Below are 14,391 nucleotides of genomic sequence, written 5' to 3'. Positions count from 1 at the left end.
CAGGGAACCTGATCATCACGGGTCCTCCCTCGTGGTGGACCGGGAGGGAGGTCCCTGGACGGCGAGGTAGGAAGGGGCCTTCACTCGTAGTGCCGACGTCGCCGGAGCGCTGCCGACGGCGGCGCGGCACACTGAGCGCGTGATCATCGGGGTCGGGATCGACGTCGTGCCCGTCGAGCGGTTCGCCGCGACGCTCGTCCGCACACCGGGACTGCGGGACCGGCTGTTCACGCCGGCCGAGCAGGTCACCCCTTCCGGCAACCCGCGCACCGGGGAGTCGCTGGCTGCCCGGTTCGCCGCCAAGGAGGCGCTGGCCAAGGCCCTCGGCGCGCCGGGCGACCTGCGCTGGCACGACGCCGAGGTGATCGTCGGCGAGCACGGCAGACCCCACCTGGAGGTGCGCGGCAGCGTCGCCGGCCGCGCCGCCCAGCTCGGGGTGCAGAGCTGGCACGTCTCGCTCAGCCACGACGGCGGCATCGCGTCGGCCGTGGTGATCGCGGAGGGCGTGCCCCGCGGGGGCGCCGGATGATCGGGCTCTACACGGCCGACGAGGTGCGAGCTGCCGAGGCGCCGCTGCTGGCCGCCACCCCCGACGGCACGCTCATGCACCGCGCCGCCGCGGGGCTGGCCGGCCTCTGCGTGCGGCTGCTCGGCCGGGTCTACGGACGCCGGGTCGCCCTGCTGGTCGGCACCGGCAACAACGGCGGGGACGCCCTCTTCGCCGGCGCCGCCCTGGCCGCCCGCGGGGCGCGGGTCACCGCGGTGCTCCTGGACCCCGACAGGGCGCATCCCGCGGGGCTGGCGGCGCTCCGGCGTGCGGGTGGACGCGCGCTGCCCGCAGCCGAGCGCGAGGTGGAGCGCGTCGTCGGCCGGGCCGAGCTCGTGCTCGACGGGATGCTCGGCATCGGCGGGCGCGGTGGGCTGCGCCGCGAGGCCGTCGAGCTGACCTGGGCCGCCGCGGACGGCGCCGGCATCACCGTGGCCGTCGACGTGCCCAGCGGCATCGACGCCTCGACCGGCGCGGTCGACGGAGTGGCCTTCCCCGCGATGCACACGGTGACGTTCGGGGCGGTCAAGCGCGGCCTGGTGGTCGGCGAGGGCAGGAGCCACGCGGGCCGGGTCCACCTGGTCGACATCGGGCTCGGCCCACACCTGCCGCCCGCCACGGCGTGGCAGCTCACCGACCCCGACGTCGCCGCCCGCCTCGAGCCGCCGTCGGCGGGCGACGACAAGTACTCGCAGGGGGTCGTCGGGGTCGTCGCCGGATCGGCCACCTATCCCGGCGCCGGGGTGCTGTGCACCGGCGCCGCGCTGCGCACCCGGCCGGGCCTGGTCCGCTACGCCGGCAGTGCCGCCGAGGGGGTGCGCGCCGCCTGGCCCGAGGCGATCGTCACCGACGGCGCGCCGGCCGAGGCGGGGCGCGTGCAGGCGTGGGTGATCGGCCCCGGGGCGGGCACCGACGACGCGGCCCGGGATGCCCTGGTGCAGGTGCTCGCCACCGATCTGCCGGTGCTCGTCGACGCGGACGCCCTCACGCTGCTGGCCGCCGAGCCCGAGCTGGTGCGCCGCCGCGCGGCGCCCACGGTGCTGACCCCGCACGACCGCGAGTTCGAGCGGTTCGGCGAGCCGGTCGGCCCCGACCGCATCGGCGCCGCCCGCCGGCTGGCCGCCGACCTCGGCGCGGTCGTCCTGCTCAAGGGCGACGCCACCGTCGTCGCGGATCCCGGCGGGACGGCCTACGTCAACGCCACGGGGACGCCGTGGCTGGCCACGGCGGGCACCGGTGACGTGCTCAGCGGGATCGCCGGTGCGGTGCTCGCCACCCAGGGGACGACGGGCCTGGACACGGCGGTGGCGGCCGCCGTCGCCGCCCATCTGCACGGGCGCGCCGGGCAGCTCGCCGCGCGGCGCGGGCCGCTGGTGGCCGGTGACCTGATCCGGCACCTGCCCGAGGCGATCGGCCGCGTGCAGGGGCGCGCGGGCTCCGGGCTGGAAGACTCGGCCGGGTGACGAACGCGATTCCGGGCGCCGCCCGCGCCGAGGTGGTGGTCGACCTCGACGCGATCGCCGCGAACACCGCGGTGCTGCGCGGGCGGGTGGGGCGGCCGCTGATGGCGGTCGTGAAGGCCGACGGCTACGGGCACGGTCTGGTGCCTGCCGCCCGCGCCGTGCTCGCCGGTGGCGCCGACAGCCTCGGTGTCGCCGTCATCGAGGAGGCCCTGGCCCTGCGGTCGGCCGGCATCACCGCACCGGTCCTCGCCTGGCTCAACGGGCCGGGCGCCGACGTCGCCGCCGCCCTGGCCGCGGACGTCGAGCTGTCGGTCAACGCCCGGTGGGGGCTGGCCGAGGTCCTCGCCGCGGCGCGCGCCGGTGGCCGGACGGCCCGCGTGCACCTGGCCGTCGACACCGGGCTCTCCCGGGAGGGCGCTCCGCCGGGGGAGTGGCCGGACCTCGTCGCGGCCGCGGCGCGCGCGCAGGCCGACGGGGACATCGCCGTCGTCGGGCTGTGGAGCCACATGGCCTACGCCGACGCCCCGACCCACCCCACGATCGGTGCGCAGGTGCGGGTCTTCGAGGAGGCGGTGGAGCTCGCCCGCGGGGCCGGGCTCACCGACGCCCGTCGGCACCTGGCCAACTCGGCGGCGACCCTCGCCCTGCCCGAGACCTGGTACGACCTCGTCCGCCCCGGCATCGCCCTCTACGGCCTCGACCCGCTGGGCGGGGACCCGGCCCGCCACGGCCTGCGGCCGGCGATGACGGTGCGCGCCCGGGTCGCCCTCACCAAGCGGGTGCCCGCCGGCGCAGGGATCTCCTACGGCCACACCTACACCGCGCAGCGCGAGACCACCCTGGCCCTGGTGCCGGTCGGGTACGCCGACGGCGTGCCCCGCGCGATGGGCAACCGCGCGCCGGTCCTGGCCGCGGGCGCGCAGCGCACGATCGCGGGCCGGGTGTGCATGGACCAGTTCGTGCTGGACGTCGGTGACGACGACGTCGCGCCCGGCGACGAGGTGGTCCTGTGGGGCCCCGGCGACGAGGGCGAACCGACCGCCCAGCAGTGGGCCGACGTCGCGGAGACCATCCACTACGAGCTGGTCACCCGGATCGGTGGCCGCTTCGTCCGGCGCTACGTCGGCTCGGCGGGGTCGGTGTGATGGTGGGGTCGGTCTGATGGCGGGGGAGTCGCGGCGTGCCCACCCCACCGCGCAGAGGGTCGGCGTCGTGGGCGCCGTCGTCGGCCTGGCCGCTGCCGGCACGGCGGCGGGGGTCGCGCTCACCCGGATGGCCCGCCGCCGTCTGGACGTCGCCGGTCCCCGGCCCGCCGACCTCGCCGAGGTCCCGGACGCGGAGCTCCTCGCCAGCGATCCGCTCGGCACGCGGGCGCTGCGCGCCGACCGCACCGCACGGGTGCGCACCGACGACGGCGTGCTGCTGCACGTCGAGGAGGTCGGCCCCCAGGACGCCCCGATGACGATCGTCTTCGTGCACGGCTACACGTTGTCGCTGCACTCCTGGGCGTTCCAACGGCGCACCCTGGGCGCGCAGCTGGCCACCGCGAACGGGCACCGGCCGGCTGCCCGGTTGGTCTTCTACGACCAGCGCGGGCACGGGGCCTCGGAGCGCGGCAGCAGCGAGCGCTCCACCATCGAGCAGCTGGGCCGCGACCTCGCCGCGGTGCTCGAGGCGCGGGTGCCCAACGGCCCCGTCGTGCTGGTCGGGCACTCGATGGGCGGCATGACGATCATGGGGCTGGCCGCACTGCGCCCCGAGCTGTTCGGCAGCCGCGTCGTCGGCGCGGCGTTGCTGTCCACCTCCAGCGGAAACCTGGCCGACCTGAACTTCGGGCTCCCCGAGTTCCTCACCCGGGTGCGCGCGGTGACGCTGCCGCTCGCGGCCTGGACGATGCGGCGCCGCCCCGCGTTCGCCGAGGGCGCCCGGCGCGTGGCCGCCGACCTCGTCTCGGTCCTCACCCGGTCGCTGTCGTTCGCCTCGGCCGACGTCGACCCTGCGCTGGTGCACTACGTCGACGCGATGATCGCCGGGACGCCGGTCGACGTGATCGCGGAGTTCTACCCGGCGCTCGCCGGGCTCGACGAGACCGGCTCCCTGGCGCCGCTGCGCCGCATCCCCACGCTGGTGCTCACCGGCGACGCCGACCGGATGATCCCCAAGGAGCACAGCGAGCTGATCGTCGAGCGGCTCCCGGAGGCCGAGTTCGTCGTCGTCCCCGAGGCCGGGCACATGGTGTTGCTGGAGAAGCCCGACGTGGTCGACGACGCCCTCGCCCGCCTGGTGCGGCGCGTCGCGGCCGCCCAGTCGGCGGAGCGCTGACGGTGGCCGCACCCCGGCCGCCCGGACCGGATGCCCCGCCCGAGGAGGTAGCGCGCGCCGCGGCGGCCGCCGCCGACTGGCCGGGGCTGGCCGAGGTCGCGAGCGGCTGCGTCGCCTGCCCCGAGCTGGCGGCCACCCGGCAGCACGTGGTCGTCGGCGACGTACCGGCGGCCGGCCGGCCCCGGCTGGTGCTGGTCGGCGAGGCGCCGGGGGCGAGCGAGGACGAGACCGGCCGGCCCTTCGTCGGGAAGTCGGGGATGCTGCTCGACGAGCTGCTCGCCGCGGCCGGGCTGGACCGGGTGCAGGCCGCGGTGCTCAACGTCGTGAAGTGCCGGCCCCCGGCCAACCGGACGCCGCGGGCGCCGGAGGTGGCTCGCTGCAGCGGATGGCTGCACCGCCAGCTGAGGCTGCTGGACGCCCGGGTGGTGGTCGCGCTGGGGCTCTCGTCGGCGAAGTGGTTCCTCGGACCGAAGACCGTGCTCGCCGCCGCGCGCGGGCGCCCGCACGACGTCGACGGCCGAGCGGTCTGGGCGACCTACCATCCGTCGGCGGCGATCAGGTTCGGACCGAACGGCGCACCGCGGGCGGGGCTGCTCGCCGACCTCACCGCCGTCGCCCGGTCGCTGGAGGAGGACACGTGAAGGCCGCGCACGAGCTGCCGACGGTCGAGGACACCGAGCGGCTGGGCGAGCAGCTGGCGGCGCTGTTCCGCCCCGGCGACCTCGTCGTGCTCGTCGGGCCGCTGGGTGCCGGCAAGACCGCGCTCACCCGCGGTATCGGCCGCGGGCTCGGCGTGCGCGAGCCGGTCACCTCGCCGACGTTCGTGATCGCCCGGGTGCACCAGGGAGGGCGGCTCCCGCTGGTGCACGTCGACGCCTACCGGCTCGGCGGGATGGCCGACGTCGACGACCTGGATCTCGACGTCACCGTCGCCGACTCGGTGACCGTCGTCGAGTGGGGGCAGGGTCTGGTCGAGCAGCTCGCCGACGAGCACCTCGAGGTGCGGCTCGAGCGCCGGGACGACGATATCCGCACCGTCGTCCTCGTGCCGCACGGCCCCGGCTGGGACGAGCGGATCGGCTGACGCCCCGTCAGGCCGTGCCGAGCAGCGCCTGGAGGAGCTGCGGAGCCAGCCTGCGCGAGTACTCGGCCGTCAGGTGCATGTGGTCGATGTAGACCGGCGTGGACCCGACGACGGCGGGGCATCGGCCCTCGAAGCAGAACCAGTCCCTGGTGTCGACCCACGTGGCGCCCTGCGTCTCCGCGGCACGACGCTCGACGGAGGCGCTCAGGTCGTACGCGTCCGGGACGGGCAGGACGCAGTCGGCCGGAGAGTTCAGCGCGGTGGCGCACTCCTCGAGTGCCACCGAGGTCGGGGGCGCGGCGAGCACGAGCGCCCTCGCGCCGGTCGCGTGCACCCGGGCGACGATCTCCTCCGTGCCCGCTCGCCACACGGCGGAGGGGTCGGCGACGGGGTCCACCAGCGGTGCGCCGTAGTTGTTGCTCATCACGACCAGGTCCGGTGGATCCTCGGCGATCCGGTCCAGCGCCCACTCCCGGTGCTCCATGCACGAGGTGTGCACCGGCTCCTTCATGCCCCGCGTCGGGGCGGTGATGTTGGGGCACTCGCGCCAGGTCAGCAGTTGGACGGCCCACTGGTCCGCCGGTAGTGCGGCACGCAGACCGGGGACCCAGCTGAGGGCGATCGAGTCACCGAGGACGGCGACGCGTCGTGGAGCGGTCGGGCTCCCGTACCTGCACCGCGCGACGTTGCTCCCGTCGACGTCGAGGCACAGGTCGATGCCCCACTCCGGCGCCCGCGCCGTCGACAGGTCGCTGAGCGCGGGGTGCAGCGGACCCCACTCGGTGGCCTCGAGCGAGTTCCGGATCTGCTCGGCGAGCGGGGCGAGAGAGGCATCGGCCGCTGCCGGCATCGCGCCGAGGGCACCGCCGGTCGGGCGGCGGTCGGGGAGCAGCGCGACGCAGGCGACGGCGGTCACGGCGCCGATCACCGTCAGCGCTGCGGCACTCCTCACCCGGTGCGCGACGACGGCCCCGCGCGGCTGCGCACCGGCGGGCACGGCCCGCCGGGAACCCGCGGTGAGCAGGGGGCGCTCGATCAGCAGGTAGGAGGCGACCGCGAGGAGCACCGACAGCGCGATCGCCGTCGCGGCGAACGTCCAGGTGCCCGTGCTGATCACGACGCCGAGGAGCACCACGACCGGCCAGTGCCACAGGTACAGCGAGTAGGAGACGTCCCCGACGAAGCGCATGGGCCGGCTGGTGAGCAGCCACGGACGGCCGGGCCCGCCCGGGGCGTTCCCGAACGCCACCAGCGCGGCGGCCGACAGGACGGGTAGCGCCGCCGCGGCGCCGGGGAAGGGCGTCTGCGAGGAGTAGGCGAGCGCCGCCACGACGATGCCGCCCAGCCCGGCCCACGCCGCGACGGCGCGCACGGCGTCCGGGAGCCGGTGCAGGGACGCGGCGGACACCGCGACCAGCGCGCCCACCCCCAGCTCCCAGGCGCGGGTGAACGTGGAGAAGTAGGCGGTGGTGGGGGACGCGGCGGTGGCGTGCACCGACCAGGCGAACGATGCGGTGCAGACGGCGAGCATCGCGCCCCCCAGCGCGACCCGGCGGCGCCGACCCACCACGAGCGCCGTCACCGCGAGGATGAGCAGCGGCCAGGCGACGTAGAACTGCTCCTCCACCGAGAGCGACCAGAAGTGCTGCATCGGTGAGTGGGCGGTGCTGCTGTCGGAGTAGTCGGTCCCCTGCAGGGCGAAGCCGACGTTGGCGGCGAAGGCCAGCGACCAGAGACTGTCCTCCACGACCCTGTTCGCGCGGTCGCCGAGGAACAGCACCTGGCTGGCGACGCTCGTCACGGCCAGGACGACGATCGCCGCCGGGAGGATGCGGCGGGCCCGGCGCACGTAGAAGTCGCGGAAGGAGATCCGGCCCGACCGCTCCCGTTCCCGGAGGAGTAACCCGGTGATGAGGAAGCCCGAGATGACGAAGAAGACGTCGACGCCCACGTAGCCGCCCCCGGGCCAGCCGGTGACGTGGTTGAGGACGACCAGGCCGACAGCGATCGCGCGCAGCCCCTGGATGTCCGCGCGGAAGTGGCTCGCCGGCCCCGCCGGTTCCGTGGCGTGTTCCGCGGCAGGTCGAGGTGCGCGAACCGGTGGCGGGACCGGGCGCACCGCCGTCGTCGGGGTGAACCGGACCGTCGGGTCGAGAACGGTCACGGGTGCTGCGCGCCGCTGGCTGCGTCGGGCATCGATGGCTCGCAATCTCGGGATCGGTCGTCCCCGAGCAGCTGCGGGGGAGCGCTACCGGACCGTACCGTTACGTATCGACGCAGCGTGCTCTTGATGTGACGGTGCGTTGCTCGTGGGGTGGCCGATGTGGTCGAGCACCGCGATGTCGGCCGTCAGGAGCGGAAGACGACCAACCGCAGCATGACGAAGTTCCAGGCCGTGCCGAGCCCCTGCGAGAACGCCCACGCCAGGGTGACCCGCCACGAGGAGTCCGGGAGGACCGCCAGCGCGAGGGCGTTCACGCCGAGGATCAGGAAGAACGTCGTGCCGTAGAGCAGCGCGAACCCCCCGGCCCGCCGGGCACCGCCGTCCACCTGGAAGGCCCAGCGCCGGTTGAGCGCGTACGCGGTGGTCGTGCCGACGACGAAGCTCAGCGCCCGGGCGACGTAGGTGGCCAGCCCCAGGTGCAGGCCGAGCGAGTACACCGTCAGGTCGACGACGGCGCTGAAGCCGCCCACCAGGACGAAGCGGACCAGCTGGGTCCGCAGACCCGGCCGCGCCGGTCCCGTCGCGCCGTCCGCCGACACCCTCGTGTCCTCCCCGTGAGCCGTACCCGACCCTCGTCCGGGTTCCGGCCTCCTGCCGGCGTCCCGTGCATTCTCTCCCGTCCGCTCCCGCGCACTACCCTGGCCTCTCGTGCTCGTCCTCGCGCTCGACACCGCCACCCCGACCCTGGTCGCCGGTGTGGCCCGCTGGTCGCCCGACGGCGTCGACGTCCTGGCCGAGCGCGCCGTCCCGTCCGGGACCAGGCACGCCGAGCTGCTCACCCCGGCGATCGAGGCCGTGCTGGCCGACGCCGGGCTCGCGCTGGCCGAGGTGCAGGCGATGGTCACCGGCCTGGGGCCGGGGCCGTTCACCGGGCTGCGGGTCGGCATCGTGACGGCCGCCGCGCTGGCCGACGCGCGCGGCCTGCCGGTGGTCGGGGTGTGCTCCCTGGACGCGATCGGCTCCGGCGCCCGCACCGTGGTCACCGACGCGCGCCGCAAGGAGGTCTACTGGGCCGCCTACGACGGCCGGGGGGCCCGCGTGGACGGGCCGGGAGTCGTCCGGCCGGAGGAGCTCGGCCGCCCCGGCCCCTTCGTGGGGGACCCCGCCTTCGCGGCCCGGCTGGACGCCCAGGTGGAGCCGGCGGAGGTGACGACGGCGGGGCTGCTCCGCGCGGCCGCCCCCCAGCTGGCCGATCCGTCGTCGGCCGCGCCCCTCGTGCCGCTGTACCTGCGCCGCCCGGACGCCACCCCACCGGCGGCGATCAAGGCCGTGTCGCAGTGATCCGGCTGCGCCCGATGCAGCCGACCGACCTGCCGGCGGTGATGGCGCTCGAGGAGGAGCTCTTCGCGCCGGACACCTGGACCGCGGCCATGTACCGCGACGAGCTGGCGCAGACCGACACCCGCCACTACCTCGTGGCCGACGACGACGGGCAGGTGGTCGGGTACGCCGGCCTCATCGCCTACGACGACGAGGCGCACGTGGCCACGATCGGCGTCACCGGCACCCGCCAGGGCGAGCGGATCGGCGCGCAGCTGCTCGACGCGCTGCTCGCCGAGGCCGACCGGCGGCGCAGCCCGGTGGTGCTCCTCGAGGTCCGGGCGGACAACGAGCTCGCGCAGGGGCTGTACCGGCGGCGCGGGTTCGCCGAGATCGGCCGCCGGCGCGGCTACTACCAACCGAGCGGCACCGATGCCGTGGTCATGAGGAGGGAGCGGCGGTGACGCAGGAGCCGCTGGTGCTGGGGTTCGAGACCTCGTGCGACGAGACGGGCGTCGGCATCGTCCGCGGGCACACCCTGCTCGCCGACGCGCTGGCCACGTCGATGGCGGAGCACGAGCGCTTCGGCGGGGTGGTGCCCGAGATCGCCTCCCGGGCGCACCTGGAGGCGATGGTGCCGACGGTGCACCGGGCGCTGGCCGAGGCCGGCATCCAGGCCTCCGACGTCGACGCCGTCGCGGTCACCTCCGGCCCGGGGCTGACCGGCGCGCTGCTGGTCGGCGTCGCCGCCGCCAAGGCGTACGCGCTGGCGCTGGACAAGCCGCTGTACGGGGTCAACCACCTGGCCGCGCACGTGGCCGTGGACGAGTTGCAGCACGGCCCGCTGGCCGAGCCGTCGATCGCGATGCTCGTCTCGGGCGGGCACAGCTCGCTGCTGCTCGTGCCCGACCTGGCCCAGGACGTGCAGCCGCTCGGCCGCACCATCGACGACGCCGCGGGTGAGGCCTTCGACAAGGTCGCGCGGGTGCTGGGGATGCCCTTCCCGGGTGGACCGCCGATCGACCGCGCCGCCCGCGAGGGCGACCCGGACGCGATCGCCTTCCCCCGCGGGCTCACCGGCCCGCGCGATGCGCCCTACGACTTCTCCTTCTCCGGCCTGAAGACCGCCGTCGCCCGGTGGATCGAGGCGCGCGAGCGGGCGGGGGAACCGGTGCCGGTGGCCGACGTCGCCGCCTCGTTCCAGGAGGCGGTGGCCGACGTCCTCACCGCCAAGGCCGTGCGCGCGTGCCGCGACCACGGCGTCGACCACCTGGTGCTCGGCGGGGGAGTGGCGGCCAACTCGCGGCTGCGGGCGCTGGCCGAGGAGCGCTGCGCCGCGGCCGGCATCGTGCTGCGGGTGCCGAGCCCGAAGCTGTGCACCGACAACGGCGCCATGGTGGCCGCGCTCGGGTCGCGGCTGGTCGCCGCCGGCGTCGCGCCGTCGGCACCGGACCTCGGCGCGGACAGCTCCCTGCCGGTCGACGTCGTCTCCCGCTGACCCCCTAGGGCCACAAGCGCGCTTTTGGCCCCCCGGCTCACGTCGCACACCAGGACTGTCGGAGCTCACTGCAGGGCCAGCACCAGGCAGATGACGGCCAGGGCGAGGGCGACCGGCGTCATGACCATCCGCTCCGCGCGGCTGCGCGAGACGGCGTTCATGGCGACGCCGATCGCGAAGTACGCGGTCAGCACCCAGATGCCGATGTCGACGACGCCGGCCGGGAACACGTCCACGGCGCCGGCTGCCTGGAGCACGAGCAGCGCGACGAAGGCGTAGAGCCCGATGGAGGCGGCGCTGCCGATGCGCAGGATCACCGGCAGCACGACGTGGCCACCGCCCCAGGCGAACCTGCCCAGCGGGGCTCCGGCCACGAGCAGTGCCTGGAAGACCGCCAGGCACCCGAGGACGACGACACCCGCTACCGCGACGGCCATGATCACGTCCGCACGCTAGCGGGACCGCCGGCGGCGCCTCGTCACGCCACGACGTCGCAGACGAGCACGGTGGGGGCGCCGGCCACGCGGGTGACGACGACCGTCGCGGTCCCGCTGCCCGCACCGCGGAGCTGCCGGGACAGGGTCTCGGGCTCGATCGGCGAGCCGCGTTTCTTGACCACCACGCGGCCCACGCCCCGGGTGCGCAGCAGTGCCTTGAGCTTCTTGAGGTTGAACGGCAGCACCTCGTCGACCCGGTAGCTGGTGACCCAGGGGGAGTCGGCCGCCTGGTCGCTGGTCAGGTAGGCGATCGTCGGATCGACCAGCGTGGCCTCGAGCTCCTCGGCCACGAGGGCGACCAGGCCGGAGCGGATCACCGCCGGGTCGGGCTCGTGCAGCCACCCGCGGACGGGTCCGGCGGCGGCGCGACCGGGGTCGGCGTCGGCGGTGAGCTCGGAGACGACGCCGTCCCGCACGGTGGTCGCCCGCCGCCACGTCGTCGCCACCGCCGGGCCCCAGAGCAGCGCCTCGACGATCGAGCCGCCGACGGACACCCACTCCGCCTCGACGCCCGCGGGCACGCGGTCGTGGTCCAGCCCCGGCGCCACCTTCACCACCGACGTCGGCACCTTCTCCAGCAGCGCGACGACCGTCGCCCACGGCGGCGACCACGTGTCGGGGTCGAGCAGGCGTCGACCGTCGGCCCGACGGGCGGGGTCGAGGACGGCGGCGGCACAGCCCGCGATCTCGCCGCCCCGGGCGGCCGCCACCAGCTCGACGGCGTCGCCGGGCAGCACCCAGACGTCGTCGGCCAGGTCGAGGGCCGCCACGTTGGCCGCGGTGAGCGCGCGGGCCACCGGGTCGACGTCGACGGCGAGCACCCGGGCCCCGGCGCGGGCGAGGGCGATCGTGTCGGTGCCCGCCGCGCAGCCCAGGTCGGCGACGGAGTCCGCGCCCCCGGCGAGCAGGCGGGCCGCGCGCCGGGCGGCGAGCTCAGGCCGGCCCGCCTGCTCGAGGGTGTCGGCGGTGAACAGCAGCCGGTCGGCGTCGGCCCCGAAGGTCGACCGTGCCTTCCGTCGCTGCCGGGCGATGCCCCAGGCGGGGCCCGCGAGGTCGGTGCCGACCTCGGCGCGCAACCGGGTCAGCCCGGCGACCGGATCGCTGCCCGCGTCGAGCAGCTCCGCCGCCCGGGCCAGCGCGACCGCGCCCTCGGATGTCGCGAGGGCGCGCAGCTGCCGCACCGTGTCGGCGGCCTGGTCCTCGGACGGGTGCACGGGAACAGCGTCGCCCATCGGCGGCCGGTCACCCACCACGGGGACCCGGTTGAGTGGTTGGCACTCTCGTAGGTAGAGTGCCAATCGACACGGGCTGGCACCCGACCCCCGCGACGGCGGGTGCCCGGATCCCGTGCCACAGCATCAGCACCACCAGTAGTACCTGCCACCTGCCGTCCGACACCGAAGGGGGCGTCACCGACGTGACGACCGCTACCAAGGTCAGCATCAAGCCGCTGGAGGACCGGGTCGTGGTCCAGGCCAACGAGGCCGAGACCACCACCGCCTCCGGTCTGGTCATCCCGGACACCGCCAAGGAGAAGCCCCAGGAGGGCACCGTCGTCGCCGTCGGCCCCGGCCGCATCGACGACAACGGCAACCGCGTTCCGCTCGACGTGAACGTGGGCGACGTCGTCATCTACTCCAAGTACGGCGGCACCGAGGTCAAGTACGGCGGCGAGGAGTACCTCGTGCTCTCCGCCCGCGACCTGCTCGCCGTCGTCGAGAAGTAGCCCTTCTCCACGAAGCACTCCGACCGCCCCGGCGGCCCGCATCCCGGGTCCCGGGGCGGTCGTCTTTCGCCCTGCCTTACTGATCGGACAAGCCCATGGCCAAGATCATCAAGTTCAACGAGGACGCCCGCCGGGCCCTCGAGACCGGCGTCGACAAGCTCGCCGACGCCGTCCGCGTGACCCTCGGCCCCCGCGGCCGCAACGTCGTCCTCGACAAGAAGTTCGGCGCACCGACGATCACCAACGACGGCGTCACCATCGCCCGGGAGGTCGATCTCGAGGACCCCTACGAGAACCTCGGTGCGCAGCTGGCGAAGAACGTCGCCACCAAGACCAACGACGTCGCCGGCGACGGCACCACCACCGCCACCGTCCTGGCCCAGGCCCTGGTGCACGAGGGCATGAAGCACGTCGCCGCCGGCGCGAGCCCCATGGCCCTCGGCCGCGGCATGCGCGCCGCCCTCGACGCGGTCCACGCCGCGCTCGACGCCGCCGCCATCCCGGTGGAGGACCGCGCCGCCATCTCCGGCGTCGCCACCATCTCCGCCCAGGACGCCACCGTCGGCGAGCTCATCGGCGAGGCCATGGAGCGGGTCGGCAACGACGGCGTCATCACCGTCGAGGAGAGCAACACCCTCGAGACCGACCTCGACGTGACCGAGGGGGTCCAGTTCGACAAGGGCTATCTCTCGCCCTACTTCGTCACCGACCAGGAGGCCATGGAGGCCGTCCTGGACGACGCCCTCGTGCTGCTGGTCAGCGGCAAGATCAGCGCTCTGGCCACCCTGCTCCCGCTGCTGGAGAAGGTCCTCGGCTCCGGGGCGCGGCCGCTGCTCATCGTCGCCGAGGACGTCGAGGGCGAGGCGCTGTCCACGCTCGTCGTCAACTCCATCCGCAAGACGATCAAGGTCGTCGCGGTGAAGTCGCCGTACTTCGGCGACCGCCGGAAGGCGTTCATGACCGACCTCGCCGTCGTCACCGGTGGCCAGGTCGTCAGCGAGGACGTCGGCCTGTCGCTCGAGTCCGTCGGCCTCGAGGTGCTCGGGACCGCCCGGCGGGTGACCGTCACCAAGGACGCCACCACGATCGTCGACGGCGGCGGCACGTCGGAGGCCATCTCCGACCGCGTGGCGCAGATCCGCCGCGAGATCGACGCGACCGACTCCGACTGGGACCGCGAGAAGCTCCAGGAGCGTCTCGCGAAGCTGGCCGGCGGCATCGGCGTCATCCGCGTCGGCGCGGCCACCGAGGTCGAGCTCAAGGAGCGCAAGCACCGCATCGAGGACGCCATCGCGGCCACCCGCGCGGCGGTCGAGGAGGGGGTCATCGCCGGCGGCGGCTCGGCCCTGGTGCACGCGGCGACGGCGATCGACGCCCTGGACCTGTCCGGGGACGAGCTGACCGGTGCGCGCGCCGTCCGCACCGCGCTGGACGCCCCGGCCGTGCAGATCGCCGAGAACGCCGGCTTCGAGGGCCGCGTCGTCGTCAGCAAGATCCGCGAGGCCGGGAGCGGTCAGGGCTTCAACGCCGCGACCGGTGAGTACGGCGACCTGGCCAAGCAGGGCGTCATCGACCCGGTCAAGGTCACCAAGGCCGCGCTGGGCAACGCCGTCTCGATCGCGGCGATGGTGCTCACCACCGACTCGGCGGTCGTGGAGGCCCCCGAGGAGGAGCACGAGCACGCCGGCGGGCACCACACGCACGGCCACTCGCACGGGCACGGCCACAGCCACTGAGCCGCCCGGCTGGGATCAGGTGACTGTGAGGCTG

15 protein-coding genes are annotated in these 14,391 nt (G+C 75.2%); 11 read left to right on the top strand and 4 right to left on the bottom strand.

Annotated features, from left to right (window positions below; translation table 11 throughout):
- Positions 1-139 precede the first annotated feature (139 nt).
- The 6 genes from A6V29_RS01030 to tsaE all read left to right on the top strand — a co-directional run bounded on the left by A6V29_RS01030 (position 140) and on the right by tsaE (position 5,416).
- Entirely contained in the window at positions 140-529 is a 390-nt protein-coding gene (locus A6V29_RS01030) for a holo-ACP synthase (protein WP_137158555.1), read from the top strand.
- Positions 526-2,010 carry an NAD(P)H-hydrate dehydratase gene (locus A6V29_RS01025; RefSeq protein ID WP_137158554.1) on the top strand — a complete coding sequence of 495 codons (1,485 nt, stop codon included), beginning with the start codon at positions 526-528 and terminating at the stop codon, positions 2,008-2,010. Before A6V29_RS01030 ends, A6V29_RS01025 begins: the two co-directional genes overlap by 4 nt.
- Positions 2,007-3,155 carry an alanine racemase gene (gene alr / locus A6V29_RS01020; RefSeq protein ID WP_249932907.1) on the top strand — a complete coding sequence of 383 codons (1,149 nt, stop codon included), beginning with the start codon at positions 2,007-2,009 and terminating at the stop codon, positions 3,153-3,155. Before A6V29_RS01025 ends, alr begins: the two co-directional genes overlap by 4 nt.
- A gap of 67 nt (positions 3,156-3,222) precedes the next feature.
- Positions 3,223-4,332, top strand: a complete 1,110-nt coding sequence (locus A6V29_RS01015; RefSeq protein WP_249932906.1) for an alpha/beta fold hydrolase — start codon at positions 3,223-3,225, stop codon at positions 4,330-4,332.
- Positions 4,333-4,334: 2 nt separating this feature from the next.
- The gene (locus A6V29_RS01010) at positions 4,335-4,973 is read left to right on the top strand and encodes a uracil-DNA glycosylase (protein WP_137158552.1); all 639 of its coding nucleotides are present in this window, start codon (positions 4,335-4,337) and stop codon (positions 4,971-4,973) included.
- The gene (gene tsaE / locus A6V29_RS01005; protein WP_137158551.1) at positions 4,970-5,416 is read left to right on the top strand and encodes a tRNA (adenosine(37)-N6)-threonylcarbamoyltransferase complex ATPase subunit type 1 TsaE; all 447 of its coding nucleotides are present in this window, start codon (positions 4,970-4,972) and stop codon (positions 5,414-5,416) included. The genes A6V29_RS01010 and tsaE overlap by 4 nt, the downstream gene beginning before the upstream one ends.
- Before the next feature lie 7 nt (positions 5,417-5,423).
- Here tsaE and A6V29_RS01000 read toward each other — a convergent pair whose 3' ends face one another.
- Together A6V29_RS01000 and A6V29_RS00995 are read right to left on the bottom strand one after the other, a co-directional pair.
- Positions 5,424-7,580: an acyltransferase family protein gene (locus A6V29_RS01000; RefSeq protein WP_137158550.1), complete on the bottom strand. Its 2,157-nt coding sequence runs from the start codon at positions 7,578-7,580 to the stop codon at positions 5,424-5,426.
- Positions 7,581-7,765: 185 nt separating this feature from the next.
- Positions 7,766-8,179: a GtrA family protein gene (locus A6V29_RS00995; protein WP_137158549.1), complete on the bottom strand. Its 414-nt coding sequence runs from the start codon at positions 8,177-8,179 to the stop codon at positions 7,766-7,768.
- A gap of 109 nt (positions 8,180-8,288) precedes the next feature.
- On the opposite strand from A6V29_RS00995, the gene tsaB reads away from it, so the two are divergent.
- The 3 genes from tsaB to tsaD are packed head-to-tail and all read left to right on the top strand — an operon-like array spanning position 8,289 to position 10,398.
- Positions 8,289-8,921: a tRNA (adenosine(37)-N6)-threonylcarbamoyltransferase complex dimerization subunit type 1 TsaB gene (gene tsaB, locus A6V29_RS00990; RefSeq protein WP_137158548.1), complete on the top strand. Its 633-nt coding sequence runs from the start codon at positions 8,289-8,291 to the stop codon at positions 8,919-8,921.
- Between the two features lie 14 nt (positions 8,922-8,935).
- The gene (gene rimI / locus A6V29_RS00985) at positions 8,936-9,364 is read left to right on the top strand and encodes a ribosomal protein S18-alanine N-acetyltransferase (RefSeq protein WP_137158547.1); all 429 of its coding nucleotides are present in this window, start codon (positions 8,936-8,938) and stop codon (positions 9,362-9,364) included.
- Positions 9,361-10,398, top strand: coding sequence for a tRNA (adenosine(37)-N6)-threonylcarbamoyltransferase complex transferase subunit TsaD (tsaD, locus tag A6V29_RS00980; protein WP_137158546.1), 1,038 nt, complete (start codon positions 9,361-9,363; stop codon positions 10,396-10,398). Before rimI ends, tsaD begins: the two co-directional genes overlap by 4 nt.
- A gap of 65 nt (positions 10,399-10,463) precedes the next feature.
- Here the strand turns inward: tsaD and A6V29_RS00975 are convergent, their stop codons facing one another.
- Together A6V29_RS00975 and A6V29_RS00970 are read right to left on the bottom strand one after the other, a co-directional pair.
- Positions 10,464-10,835: a hypothetical protein gene (locus tag A6V29_RS00975; protein ID WP_137158599.1), complete on the bottom strand. Its 372-nt coding sequence runs from the start codon at positions 10,833-10,835 to the stop codon at positions 10,464-10,466.
- A 41-nt stretch (positions 10,836-10,876) separates the two neighbouring features.
- The gene (locus tag A6V29_RS00970; RefSeq protein WP_249932905.1) at positions 10,877-12,109 is read right to left on the bottom strand and encodes a class I SAM-dependent methyltransferase; all 1,233 of its coding nucleotides are present in this window, start codon (positions 12,107-12,109) and stop codon (positions 10,877-10,879) included.
- Between the two features lie 203 nt (positions 12,110-12,312).
- On the opposite strand from A6V29_RS00970, the gene groES reads away from it, so the two are divergent.
- Together groES and groL are read left to right on the top strand one after the other, a co-directional pair.
- Positions 12,313-12,621: a co-chaperone GroES gene (gene groES, locus A6V29_RS00965; RefSeq protein WP_040338505.1), complete on the top strand. Its 309-nt coding sequence runs from the start codon at positions 12,313-12,315 to the stop codon at positions 12,619-12,621.
- A 95-nt stretch (positions 12,622-12,716) separates the two neighbouring features.
- Positions 12,717-14,357 (top strand): chaperonin GroEL, encoded by a 1,641-nt coding sequence (groL, locus tag A6V29_RS00960; protein ID WP_137158544.1) that lies wholly within the window; start codon positions 12,717-12,719, stop codon positions 14,355-14,357.
- Positions 14,358-14,391 lie beyond the last annotated feature (34 nt).

This window comes from Blastococcus sp. CCUG 61487 (genome assembly GCF_005222955.1).
In the GTDB taxonomy this organism is placed as follows: domain Bacteria; phylum Actinomycetota; class Actinomycetes; order Mycobacteriales; family Geodermatophilaceae; genus Blastococcus.
This window is presented reverse-complemented; position numbering and strand designations above follow the sequence as displayed.

Bases quoted from the DNA above. Each gene is read 5' to 3' on its own strand.
- A6V29_RS01025 (WP_137158554.1), top strand. From the start codon at position 526: ATGATCGGGCTCTACACGGCCGACGAGGTGCGAGCTGCCGAGGCGCCG.
- rimI (WP_137158547.1), top strand. From the start codon at position 8,936: ATGCAGCCGACCGACCTGCCGGCGGTGATGGCGCTCGAGGAGGAGCTC.
- A6V29_RS00975 (WP_137158599.1), bottom strand. From the start codon at position 10,835: ATGGCCGTCGCGGTAGCGGGTGTCGTCGTCCTCGGGTGCCTGGCGGTC.
- groL (WP_137158544.1), top strand. From the start codon at position 12,717: ATGGCCAAGATCATCAAGTTCAACGAGGACGCCCGCCGGGCCCTCGAG.